Below are 11,489 nucleotides of genomic sequence, written 5' to 3' on the forward strand. Positions count from 1 at the left end.
GGTGCGCGTAGTAGTACACGAACCGCTCCTCCTCGTCATAGGCATAAATCACGATCCCGCCGACAGGCCCCTCGAACAGTCGGCCGATCACATGATCAGCGGCGGCCATGACCGGCGTCCCCTTGGGCGCCAGGATGTCGATGGCGCCGTGGATTTTCCCGTTGCCCCGCCCGGCGGTGTAGTTGTCTCTGAGCGTGAGTCGGGTGATCCCCTCGACGGGAATCATGATCTGCCGGCGCCACAAATCGGCGAGGTCGTCGTCAGTGATGGCCTCACCGCGTGGGCCGCGATGGGCTGGGGTGGCGGCCAGGGTGGGCGTCGCTTCTTCCGGCGCTGGCCGCGGCTCTGGATCGGGGCGACCTCGCGAGCAGGCGGCCAACAGCAAAGATCCACCAATGAGCCAGTATCGAAGCACTCGTGCGGGATTCAGCAGCGGCTCCGTCAGCCCTTCACGACCTCGGGGCGGAAATACGGCTCCAGAAACTTGAGCAGGTCTTCCACACTCGTGACGGCTGTCTTGAGGCCGTCCAGCTCCTGCGCCCGCGGGAGACGCGCCCCGGCGCGGTCGGCGATGACCAGGACCGCATCTTCGAGATCGAGATCCACCAGCCCGTAGACCCGCGCGAGGTTATCGGCCGGGTTGACGATGTAGTGCGGCTCCTGCGCCCCGTGCCGCTCCGCCAGGTACGTGTAGACCTGGGCCAGCAGCAGTTCGGGATAGCGGCCACGGAAGGCATCACGGAAGCGCGACAGGCCGTCGCGCTCGATGGACTGGCGGTTGATCCGCGACGCCCGGGCCAGTGCGAACAGCCCCAGCACCAATACGATGATGGCTACCGATACGGACAGTCGCACTACCGCGCTACCCTCAGGAGAAAGATGAACCGGAGCGTTATCTCCGCGTCAACGGCGGCTGGTCCCGCACGTGTGATGATCGCTCCGCCCGGATATGGTACACCCAAGGACCCGCCGAGGGAAACGGCAATCAATCTTTTGGCCTACCGTTGAGCTCGCTCGGGCGAAGTCTAGAGCGGCGTCTATTCGTCTACACTTTCGTTGACGAACAACCCATTCCCGAACTATACTGTCGGCATGGAGGATGTCGTTGGCGCATTGGGTGGGTTTCGAGGGGTCAGGGCCGAATTGCTGGTCGCGCTCAAGAAGGCGCAGCCGCTGACGGCCCATGAGCTGGGCGAGCAGTTCGGTCTCACGGCCAACGCGCTCCGCCGGCACCTCAAGGCCCTCGAGGAGGACGGGCTGGTTCGCTACGACCGCGCGGTGCGCGGCGTGGGCGCGCCGGTGTTCGCCTACTCGCTCACGGCGACCGGCGAAGCCCTCTTTCCCCGATCGTACGTGCAGGTGCTGGCCACGGCGCTCGAAGCGTTGCGGGCCCAGACGGGCGATCAGGCGGTCGAAGCGGTACTGGAAGCAGAATGGCGCCGCCTGGCCGACGAGGCCGGGCCGGTGCTCGAGGCGCTGCCGCTCGAAGAGCGCGTGCCGTTGGTGGCCGAGTTGCTGTCGGCCAAGGGCTACATGGCGGAGGTCGTGACGACGTCGCCGACGGAACCCCTGCACGACGGAGACGACGCGGAACCTCGCGTCACGCTCCGCATCCACAACTGTGCCGTCCGCGAGATCGCCGAGCGATTCCCGCAGGCGTGCACGGTCGAAGCAAAGTTCGTTGAGCGGCTGCTGGGTGTTCCGCTGGTGCGCGGTGCGCATCGGCTGGGCGGCTGCGGTCACTGTGACTATGGCGTGTCAGGTCACCTTTCGACGGTGAAACAGGAGCAGGCATGAGTTCGACCATCGAGCAACTGGTCAATCGCGAGTACCAGTACGGCTTCAGCACGGACATCGAAACGGAAACGCTGCCGCCGGGGCTCACCGAGGACACGGTGCGCTTCATCTCGGCGAAGAAGCAGGAGCCGGAATGGCTGCTCGAGTGGCGCCTCAAGGCGTTCCGCCGCTGGCAGACGATGACCGAGCCCCACTGGCCCAACGTGACCTATCCGCCCATCGACTATCAGGCGGCGAGCTATTGGAGCGCCCCCAAGTCGGTGAAGCCGTTGGGCTCGCTCGACGAAGTCGATCCGGCGCTGCTCGAGACGTACAACAAGCTCGGCATCTCGCTCACCGAGCAGAAGCGTCTCGCCGGCGTCGCCGTCGACGCGGTCTTCGACTCCGTGTCGGTGGGCACCACGTACAAGGAAGAACTCGCGAAGCACGGCGTGATCTTCATGTCATTCGGTGAGGCCGTACGCGAACATCCGGAGCTGGTGCAGAAGTACCTCGGCTCCGTCGTGCCGTACAGCGACAACTTCTTCGCCGCGCTCAACAGCGCCGTCTTCTCCGACGGCTCGTTCTGCTACATCCCCAAGGGGGTGCGTTGCCCGATGGAGCTCTCCACGTACTTCCGCATCAACGCGGCGGAGACGGGGCAGTTCGAGCGCACGCTCATCGTGGCCGACGAGGGCTCCTACGTGAGCTACCTCGAGGGGTGCACCGCGCCGAAGCGCGACACCAACCAGCTGCACGCGGCCGTGGTGGAGATCGTGGCGCTCGACAACGCCACGGTGAAGTACAGCACCGTGCAGAACTGGTACGCCGGCGACGAGAACGGTGTGGGCGGCATCTACAACTTCGTCACGAAGCGTGGCAAGGCGATGACCAACGCCAAGATTTCGTGGACGCAGGTGGAGACGGGCTCGGCGATCACCTGGAAGTATCCCAGCGTGATCCTGCAGGGCGACAACTCGGTGGGTGAGTTCTACTCGGTCGCCGTGGCCAGCAAGAAGCAGCAGGCCGACACGGGCACGAAGATGATCCACATCGGGCGCAACACGAAGAGCACCATCGTGTCGAAGGGCATCAGCGCCATGCAGGGGCAGAACAGCTACCGCGGCAAGGTGCAGATCCTGCCCAAGGCCGAGGGCGCGCGCAACTACACGCAGTGCGACTCGATGCTGGTGGGCAATGCGTGCGGCGCGCACACGTTCCCGTACGTCGAAGTGGGGAACAACAGCGCGACGCTTGAGCACGAGGCCTCGACCAGCAAGATCGGTGAGGACCAGATCTTCTATCTCAAGGCCCGCGGCCTCGACGCCGAGCAGGCCGTGAGCATGATCGTGAGCGGCTTCTGCAAGGAAGTGTTCAAGGAGCTGCCCATGGAATTCGCGCTCGAAGCGCAGCAGCTGCTGGGGATCACGTTGGAGGGGTCGGTGGGGTAACCGCCACAAGCGCAGCGTGCAGGGAGCTATCAGCCGTCAGCTCTCGGTCATGAGTCGACCGACGACTGAAAGCTGAAAGCTGAAAACTCCTCCGATCAACAACTTCACTATCCGTTTCCACCATATATGCTCCAGATCAACGACCTCCACGCGTCCATCGACGGCAAGCCGATCCTCAAGGGCATCTCGCTCACCGTCAACGCCGGTGAAGTACATGCCGTGATGGGCCCCAACGGCTCGGGCAAGAGCACGCTGGCGCAGGTGCTCGCGGGCCATCCGGCTTACGAAATCACCGGCGGCGAGGTGATCTACAACGGCGAGAATCTCCTCGAGATGGACGCCGAGGTGCGCGCCCAGAACGGTGTGTTCCTGGCCTTCCAGTACCCCGTGGAAATCCCGGGCGTGAGCAACGCGTACTTCCTGCGTGCCGCCTACAACGAGATCCGCAAGGCGAAGGGCCTCGAGGAAGTGGATCCGATGGAGTTCCTCGACCTCGTGGAAGAGAAGCTCAAGCTGGTGGACATGGACCCGTCCATGCTCAACCGCTCGGTGAACAGCGGCTTCTCGGGTGGTGAGAAGAAGCGCAACGAGATCCTGCAGATGGCGGTGCTGCAGCCGATGCTGAGCATCCTCGACGAAACCGACTCCGGACTCGACATCGACGCGCTGCGCATCGTGGCCGAGGGCGTGAACGCGCTCAAGCGCCCGGACAACGCCGCGATCGTGGTCACGCACTACCAGCGCCTGCTCAACTACATCGTGCCCGACTACGTGCACGTCCTGGCCGGCGGCCGCATCATCAAGAGTGGCGACAAGTCGCTCGCACTCGAACTCGAGGCGCGCGGCTACGACTGGGTGCTGGAGACGGTGGCGTGACCACGGGCCTCCGTTTCGCGGAGCAGGCGGTGGCGGCGTCGGTGGCCGACGCGCCGGGCTCCATCAAGGCACTGCGCGCCGAGGGCGCCGAGTCGTTCAAGACGCTCGGCTTCCCCACCACGCGCAACGAAGACTGGCACTACACCAGCGTGCAGTCGATCGCCACGGCGCAGTTCACGCCGGCCATCGACCGCGCGCCGTCGACGGGTGTCACGACCGAGTCGCTGGCCCCCTACACCTTCGGCGCTGACTGGCCGCTGGTGGTGTTCGTAAACGGCCGCTTCTCGGCCGAGCTGTCCACGCTCGCGGCGCTCCCCGCGGGGATCCGCGTGCTCGACATGGCCACGGCGTCGGCGCAGGAAGCCGAGCTGCTGGGCAAGTTCCTCGGCACCGCGGCCCCGGCCAACCGTGATGGCTTCACCGCGCTCAACGCGGCGTTCGCCGGTGAGGGGACGTTCATTCACGTGGCCAAGGAGATGGTGATCGAGCATCCCATCCATATTCTGCACGTGATGGACGCGCAGGCCGCGGGCATCATGAGCCACCCGCGCCATGTGATGGTGGCGGAGCGGCACGCGAAGGCGAGCGTGGTGGAAAGCTACGTGAGCCTCGCCGATGTGTCGTACTTCACCAACAGCGTGGTGGAGGCGTTCGTGGAGGACGGTGCGACGCTCAGCGTGGTGCGTATCCAGCGCGAGGCGCGCTCCGCGTATCACGTGGGCACCGTGGAGGCGCGCCAGGGGCGCGACAGCCACTTCCTCACCTTCACCTTCCAGACCGGCGCGGCGCTGTCGCGCAGCAACGTGTACACGGTGCTCGATGGCGAGGGATGCGGCTGCACGATCAACGGGCTGTACATGCTCGACGGCGAGCAGCACGGTGATCACCAGACGCGCGTGGAGCATGTGAAGGAGAACTGCTTCAGCCGTGAAGCGTACAAGGGGCTCATCGACGACCGCGCCCACGGCGTGTTCAACGGCAAGGTGTACGTGCACCCCGAAGCGCAGAAGACCGACGGCAAGCAGACGAACCATACGCTGCTGCTCTCGGAGAAGGCGCAGATCGACACGAAGCCGCAGTTGGAGATCTTCGCCGACGACGTGAAGTGCACACACGGCGCCACGGTGGGCCGGATCGACGAAACGAGCCTGTTCTATCTCAAGAGCCGCGGCGTGGGCAAGGTGCTCGCCAAGCAGCTGCTCATGTACGCCTTCGCCGCCGACGTGCTCGAGACCATCGAGAATCCGGTGATCGTCGAGGCACTCGAGAAACTGACCGTCGAGCGGTTCACGGGCAGTTCGAGTCACTGAGTTGAAACCAACCTGAAAGCTGACGGCTGAAGACCGACAGCTCCCTTTCCAATGCAGGGAGCTGTCAGCTGTCGGTTTTCAGCCATCAGTCCGGTATCCCATGACCGACCTCCAGGAGCTCTACCAGTCCGTCATCCTCGATCACAACCGCAAGCCGCGCAATTTCGGCGAGCTGGCGGGGGCGAATCGTGAGGCCGACGGCAAGAATCCGCTGTGCGGTGACGAGGTGCACGTGGCGCTCGTGGTCGAGGGCGACGTGATCACCGACGTGAAGTTCACCGGCCACGGCTGCGCCATCTCCAAGGCGTCGGCATCGCTCATGACGGCCGCTGTGAAAGGGAAGTCGCGCGCGGAGGCCGAGGCACTGTTCGAGCGGTTCCATACCCTCGTGCTGGGCAAGGACGCCGAGGGTGGCAAGGATCTTGGCCAGCTCGTGGTGTTCAGCGGCGTGTCGCGGTTTCCGGTGCGGGTGAAGTGCGCGTCGCTCGCGTGGCATACGCTCAAGGCGGCGCTCGAAAGCGAGGCACCGGCATCGGTGAGCACGGAGTGACCCGCTTCGCGTCACACGCGTGAGTGGGGCTGATGCAGGGACATGGGAGCGGGTGGCCCGGGTGGAGGACGTGCCCACCGATCTGCCGCTCGCGGTTACGCTGGTCGATGGACGTCGCCTCTGTCTCGTGCGCCTGCACGAGGAAGTGTTCGCCGTGGAAGATCGCTGTCCGCACCGCGACTTCCCGCTGTCGGGCGGTGATGTGGTGAACGGATGCCTCGAGTGCCCATGGCACGGCGCACGCTTCGATGTGCGCACGGGCCAGTGTGTGTCCGGGCCATCCGAGGGTGATGCGGTGACGGTCTACCCGGTGTTGCAGGTCAACGGGGTGGTACTGGTGGGAGGGGCGGTCGGGGGGTGAGGTCGGTCCCCCAACGGCTCCACCATCGCCAAGGTTTTCAACTCGCACGCGAAGGTTCCCATGCTCTCCCCGCTCGCTCCGCGCTCTGATTTCCCGCTGCTCGCCGCCAATCCCGGCCTGCACTATCTCGACTCCGCCGCCACGTCGCAGAAACCGGCGGCGGTGCTCGACGCCATTCGCGGGTTCTACGAGACGGCCAACGCCAATCCGCACCGCGGCGCCTACGCCCTCAGCGCGAAGGCCACGGACCTGTACCACGATGCGCGCAGCACGGTGGCCCGGTTCGTCGGCGTGAGCGACAGCGACTGCGTGATCTTCACCCGCGGCACCACCGAAGCGATGAACCTGGTGGCGTCGAGCTGGGGACGCGCGAATGTGGGACCGGGAGACGAAATCGTCGTCACGGCGCTTGAACACCACGCCAACTTCGTCCCGTGGCAGCAGCTCGCGCTCGCCACCGGCTCCACGTTGCGCATCGTGGAGCTCACGCCGCAGCAGACGATCGATCTCGACCTGCTGCGCGATGCGGTGAACACCCGCACCAAGCTGGTGGCCATCACGCACGTCTCCAACGCGGTTGGCGCCATCACACCGCTCCAGGACGCGGTGCACATCGTGCGCGCGCGCTCGGCGGCCGTGATCGTGGTGGATGGCGCGCAGGCCGTGCCGCACCTGCCGGTGCACTTCGACACGCTCAACATCGACTTCTACGCCTTCAGCGGCCACAAGCTGCTGGGACCCATGGGGATCGGCGCGCTCATTGGCCGCCGGGCGTTGCTCGAGAAGATGCCGCCCTATCAGTACGGCGGTGACATGATCGAGTGGGTCCGCGACACCGACTGCACGTGGAACGTGATCCCGCACAAGTTCGAAGCCGGCACGCCGAACGCCGCCGACGCAGTGGGGCTCGCGGCCGCTATTCGCTATCTCGAAGCGCTCGGCATGGCCAACGTGCGCGCACACGAGGTGGCCCTGCTCGAGCGCGCCGACGCCGCGGTGCGCGCGCTCCCCGGCGTGACGGTGTACGGCCCGCCGGCGGCGCAGCGCAGCGGGGTGCTGAGCTTTTCGCTGGCCGACGTACACCCGCACGACCTCGCCACCATTCTCGACCAGCACGGGGTGTGCATTCGCGCCGGCCATCACTGCGGCCAGCCGCTTATGCGCCGCCTCGGCGTGAGCGCCACGGCGCGCGCGAGCTTCTACGTGTACAGCGACGAATCCGACGTCGACGCGCTGGTGGGCGCCCTCACGGCGGCGCAGGCGCTGTTCGCGAGCGTGGACTGACCGCGGCCTGGCCGCGCAGTCTCTGGACGTGATGCATGAGTGAGACGGGGCAGTCGGCGAGCATCGGCGCCATGTATCAGGAGGCGCTGCTCGCGCACCACCGGGCGCCGCACAACAGGCGCGAGTTGCCCGACGCGACCACGCAGGCTTCGCACAAGAACCCCGTGTGCGGCGACGAGATCACCGTGATGCTGCAGGTCGCCGACGGTGTGATTGCCGACGCCGCCTTCAGCGGGCGCGGCTGCTCCATCGCCACCGCGAGCGCGAGCATGATGACCGATGTGCTGCGGGGGCGATCGGTGGCCGAGTCACTGGTGTTGGGTGAGGCCGTTGATCGCATGCTGAACGGGGCCTCGGTGGAACTCCCCGCAGAACTCACCCCACTCCGCGGCGTCGCACCGTTTGCCGGGCGGCACGGCTGCGCGCGCATGCCGTGGCAGGCGCTCCGCGATGCGCTCGGCTAGCCCGCGTTCTGCCGCGAGTTGGGGAAACTGATTTCGCGGAGGCGCGGAGAACTGGCAGAGCTCGCGGAGTAAAAAATTGGAAGGGTTTCTCCGCGCCCTCCGCTTCCTCCGCGCCTCCGCGAAAGCAGTTCCCCCCGACGCCCTACCTCAGCGATCTCGGCAGCTGGAGAACACGGCCAGCGCATTGCCAACCGGGCGCTCCACCTTGTCCGACGGCCGGTTGACCACGCGGTCCGCCGCGGCCGCGGATTCGCGCACGGCGAGCGCGCTGGACCCGCCGCCATCGAGATTGAGCGCGCGCGTGGCGCCAAGGGCCTGCATCAGCGTGCCCACCTGCCGCAGCGTCATCCCCATGCTGTAGCCCGGCTGACGCCCGTCGATCACGGCGAACCACGCGCGACGCCCGGCGCGGTCGATCCCCACCGCCGATCGCGGATTGAGGTTGCGGAAGCCGGCGTTCCCCTCGGTGTCCACGTCGGCGGTAATGGTGCTGTCGGCGAGCACGATGGGACGCCCGCCCACGGCCTCGGTAATGGCGGCCGGTTGCCCGTGCCACGTGAGCTCCATTGCGACGCGCACCGTGTCACCGGGCTGCACGGGAAGCGTCTTCGCGCGACCGCGGAGCGGCTGATGCAGCAGCAGCGTGTCGCCGGACACCAGCGTGTCGGCGTCGCGCCAGGCGCGGACCACGTAGCGGCCGGAGAGTCGCGCCGGTGATTCACCGACACGCCGCGGATTTCCCGGCAGCGGATCGAGGCGCCACGCGCGCTTTCGCACCAGCGTATCGAGTGCGACACTCCATTGTGCGTCGGCGATGCCCACGCGTGTAGCCACCGGGCGATTCCACGCGCCGATGGGCACCGAGTCGGTGCCGCGCGTCAGCTGCCCGGAGGCGGCAATCGAATCGAGCTGCAGGCGCCCATCACGCACCGTGAGCAGCGGTTTGCCCCCTGGCCCCGCCAGCAGCACCCCACGCTCCACATGCAGGTTGGTGGGCACGCCCGGCGGCGTGAACGCGAAGAAATCCGCGTTGATGGTGGCGATCGCCCCGCTGTTCGCCGGCAGGGAGGCCAGCAGCCCGCTCGTCGTGGTGCGTCCCACGGCAGTCGCGCCCCCCTTCATCGCGTGCACCGTGGTGCAGGTGAGATCCACCTCGAGCACGTAGGCTCGCCACGGGGCCCGCGCGTTCACCAGGCGATGCAGCCGGGCGCCGGGGGCGATGGCGGAGGTGGACACGGAATCCGCTACCGCGGGATCGACGCGGAGTGGGGCGAAGGTGTGCCGGGGTGCGCAGGCGGAGGCGGCGCACACGCCGAGGAGGACGAGTGAGGTGCAAAGGCCGCTGGAGGTCATGGGCGAAATGTACCGCCGCCGCGCGGGTGAGGGCCGCGAGAGCCAGTTAACTTGCGGGGTGCCCGCCTCACGCCCCTCTCTCGTCACGCGCATTCACGGCCGGCTGCAGCAGTGGGTCGACCGGGGATGGTCCGACCGCGTGGTGCTGCTGTGGGGGCTGCTGCAGGGCATGGTGTTCCCCGGCGTCGCCGACCTGTTCTTCCTGCCGCTCGCCCTCGCGCGCCCGGCACAGGCCTATCGGCTCGCATTGGTGGCCACTGCGGGCACCCTGCTGGGCAGCGTGACGCTGTATTGGCTGGGCGCCGAAGCCCTCGACTGGTTGCAGGGCCCCATCTCGCAAGTCGTGGGCCTCACGCCCGCGCAGCTGGACGCCTACCGCACGCGCCTCGCCGACTGGGGCGGACTGGCCATCTTCGCCAGCACCATGAGCCCGCTGAGCACGAAGCTCACCAGCATCGCCTCCGGCGCCGCCGGCGTGCCGTTTATGACGTTTGTCGCCGCCCTGCTTGCCGGCCGGCTCACGCGCACGATGGTGATGGCGTGGATAGTGAGACACGGGGGGGCGGACATGGTGGCCCGGTGGGTGGGTAAGGACGGGGCGGAAGCTGGTAAGGCGGAAGCTGGTGGGACGGGAGCTGGCGATACGGGACATTGAACGACGATTCGGTTGGCACCGGTCGTTTCCGTTGTTCCATTTCTCGTTGTCGTAGCGCCCGTTTCCGTAGCTCCCGTACCACTCGCTGTCGTCCGTTTATAGCTTGCGGTATGTCCTTCGCCTCCCTCGACCTCCACGGCACACTCGACTTTCTGCGTGCCGCCGAGGCGCTGAAGCACACCACGCGTGTGGCGTGGACGACGACCGGCGAGCAGGAGAACGTGGCCAGCCATACATGGCGGCTATGCCTCATGGCGCTGGTGCTGGCACCGCGCTTCCCCGGTATCGACGTGGGCAAGCTGCTCCGCATCTGCATCGTGCACGATCTGGGCGAAGCGATCGGCGGTGACATCTCCGCCAAGCTGCAGGTGCACATGCCCAACAAGGCGGAGCAGGAGCGCCGCGATCTGTTGCAGCTGTGCGAGTCGTTGCCGGCGCACACGCGCGACGAAATTGTCGCGCTGTGGGACGAGTACGAGCAGGCCGCATCGCCGGAAGCGCGCATCGCCAAGGGGCTCGACAAGCTCGAGACCATTCTGCAGCACAATCAGGGCGCGATGCCCGACGACTTCGACTTCCGCTTCAACCTCGAGTACGGCGCGAAGTACACCACGGACGATCCCATCCTGCGGACGATCCGCGCCGTGCTCGACGAAGAAACGGAACGCCGCGCGCAGGAGCGCGACGCCCGCGCCTCGCGCGATCGCCCCACGTGAGCGGTTTCGCGTTCCGCACTGGCGCCAGTGAAGGCGCAGCGCGACTGGGCTGGTTTGACACGCCACACGGCACGGTGGAGACACCAGCCTTCATGCCCGTGGGCACCCATGCGAGCGTACGCGGCCTCGCGATGCACGAGGTGCGCGACGCCGGCGCGCGCATGATTCTCGCCAACGCCTACCATCTCTATCTCCGCCCCGGCGACGAGATGGTGCGCGCCCTTGGCGGGGTGCACGCGTTCGCCCGGTGGAGCGGCCCCATGCTCACCGACAGCGGCGGCTATCAGGTCTTTTCGCTGGCGCGGTATCGCAAGGTGAGCGAGGCGGGCGTGGAGTTCCGCAACAAGCTCGATGGCTCGCTGCACCAGTACACCCCCGAGCGGGTGATGCAGATCGAGCGCAACATCGGCGCCGATGTCATCATGCAACTCGATGAACTCATCGAGGGCGGCAGCGATCACCGCGCCTCGCGCAAGGCGATGGAGCGCAGCCTGCGGTGGCTCGCGCGGTGCCGCGCGGAGTTCGACCGGCTCTCCAGCGAAGGGCGCGCGCCGGTACCGCACGTCGCCGCCACCGAGGGGTCACCGCTGCTCGCCACGCAGCATCAGGACGACGAATGCGTCGCCCCACCACAGGCGCTCTTCCCGATCGTGCAGGGCGGAACCTACGCCGATCTGCGCACCGCGAGCATCG

At 66.9% G+C, this 11,489-nt stretch carries 13 protein-coding genes and 1 pseudogene; 11 read left to right on the forward strand and 3 right to left on the reverse strand.

Features of this window, described 5'->3' with window-relative positions:
* Positions 1 to 379, reverse strand: a pseudogene (locus ACIQ6O_RS07150) (hypothetical protein); the annotation flags it as partial.
* A 62-nt stretch (positions 380 to 441) separates the two neighbouring features.
* Positions 442 to 855 carry a hypothetical protein gene (locus tag ACIQ6O_RS07155; protein WP_396207088.1) on the reverse strand — a complete coding sequence of 138 codons (414 nt, stop codon included), beginning with the start codon at positions 853 to 855 and terminating at the stop codon, positions 442 to 444.
* 237 nt (positions 856 to 1,092) lie between these two features.
* Between ACIQ6O_RS07155 and ACIQ6O_RS07160 the strand changes: the two genes are divergently transcribed.
* The 8 genes from ACIQ6O_RS07160 (at position 1,093) to sufU (ACIQ6O_RS07195) (ending at position 8,072) form a co-directional block, all read left to right on the forward strand.
* Positions 1,093 to 1,797, forward strand: a complete 705-nt coding sequence (locus ACIQ6O_RS07160; protein ID WP_396207089.1) for a helix-turn-helix transcriptional regulator — start codon at positions 1,093 to 1,095, stop codon at positions 1,795 to 1,797.
* Positions 1,794 to 3,227, forward strand: coding sequence for a Fe-S cluster assembly protein SufB (gene sufB / locus ACIQ6O_RS07165; protein ID WP_396207090.1), 1,434 nt, complete (start codon positions 1,794 to 1,796; stop codon positions 3,225 to 3,227). Before ACIQ6O_RS07160 ends, sufB begins: the two co-directional genes overlap by 4 nt.
* A gap of 126 nt (positions 3,228 to 3,353) precedes the next feature.
* On the forward strand, positions 3,354 to 4,103 hold the full coding sequence (gene sufC / locus ACIQ6O_RS07170; protein ID WP_396207091.1) for a Fe-S cluster assembly ATPase SufC: 750 nt from the start codon (positions 3,354 to 3,356) through the stop codon (positions 4,101 to 4,103).
* Positions 4,100 to 5,413, forward strand: coding sequence for a Fe-S cluster assembly protein SufD (gene sufD / locus ACIQ6O_RS07175; protein ID WP_396207092.1), 1,314 nt, complete (start codon positions 4,100 to 4,102; stop codon positions 5,411 to 5,413). The genes sufC and sufD overlap by 4 nt, the downstream gene beginning before the upstream one ends.
* A 100-nt stretch (positions 5,414 to 5,513) precedes the next feature.
* Entirely contained in the window at positions 5,514 to 5,963 is a 450-nt protein-coding gene (gene sufU / locus ACIQ6O_RS07180; RefSeq protein WP_396207093.1) for a Fe-S cluster assembly sulfur transfer protein SufU, read from the forward strand.
* 19 nt (positions 5,964 to 5,982) lie between these two features.
* Positions 5,983 to 6,324, forward strand: a complete 342-nt coding sequence (locus tag ACIQ6O_RS07185; RefSeq protein ID WP_396207094.1) for a Rieske (2Fe-2S) protein — start codon at positions 5,983 to 5,985, stop codon at positions 6,322 to 6,324.
* A 60-nt stretch (positions 6,325 to 6,384) separates the two neighbouring features.
* The gene (locus ACIQ6O_RS07190; RefSeq protein ID WP_396207095.1) at positions 6,385 to 7,608 is read left to right on the forward strand and encodes an aminotransferase class V-fold PLP-dependent enzyme; all 1,224 of its coding nucleotides are present in this window, start codon (positions 6,385 to 6,387) and stop codon (positions 7,606 to 7,608) included.
* Between the two features lie 35 nt (positions 7,609 to 7,643).
* Positions 7,644 to 8,072, forward strand: a complete 429-nt coding sequence (gene sufU, locus ACIQ6O_RS07195; protein ID WP_396207096.1) for a Fe-S cluster assembly sulfur transfer protein SufU — start codon at positions 7,644 to 7,646, stop codon at positions 8,070 to 8,072.
* A 147-nt stretch (positions 8,073 to 8,219) separates the two neighbouring features.
* Here sufU (ACIQ6O_RS07195) and ACIQ6O_RS07200 read toward each other — a convergent pair whose 3' ends face one another.
* Entirely contained in the window at positions 8,220 to 9,425 is a 1,206-nt protein-coding gene (locus ACIQ6O_RS07200) for a phosphodiester glycosidase family protein (RefSeq protein WP_396207097.1), read from the reverse strand.
* A gap of 7 nt (positions 9,426 to 9,432) precedes the next feature.
* Here ACIQ6O_RS07200 and ACIQ6O_RS07205 point away from each other — a divergent pair, with 7 nt between their 5' ends.
* The 3 genes from ACIQ6O_RS07205 to ACIQ6O_RS07215 all read left to right on the forward strand — a co-directional run.
* Entirely contained in the window at positions 9,433 to 10,080 is a 648-nt protein-coding gene (locus ACIQ6O_RS07205) for a YqaA family protein (RefSeq protein WP_396207098.1), read from the forward strand.
* Positions 10,081 to 10,190: 110 nt separating this feature from the next.
* Positions 10,191 to 10,796, forward strand: a complete 606-nt coding sequence (locus ACIQ6O_RS07210; protein WP_396207099.1) for an HD domain-containing protein — start codon at positions 10,191 to 10,193, stop codon at positions 10,794 to 10,796.
* Positions 10,793 to 11,489: tRNA-guanine transglycosylase (locus tag ACIQ6O_RS07215; protein WP_396207100.1), on the forward strand; the 697-nt coding region annotated here is incomplete at its 3' end. The genes ACIQ6O_RS07210 and ACIQ6O_RS07215, both read left to right, overlap by 4 nt.

Origin of the sequence: Gemmatimonas sp. (genome assembly GCF_044345575.1) — a bacterium.
Taxonomy (GTDB): Bacteria; Gemmatimonadota; Gemmatimonadetes; order Gemmatimonadales; family Gemmatimonadaceae; genus Gemmatimonas.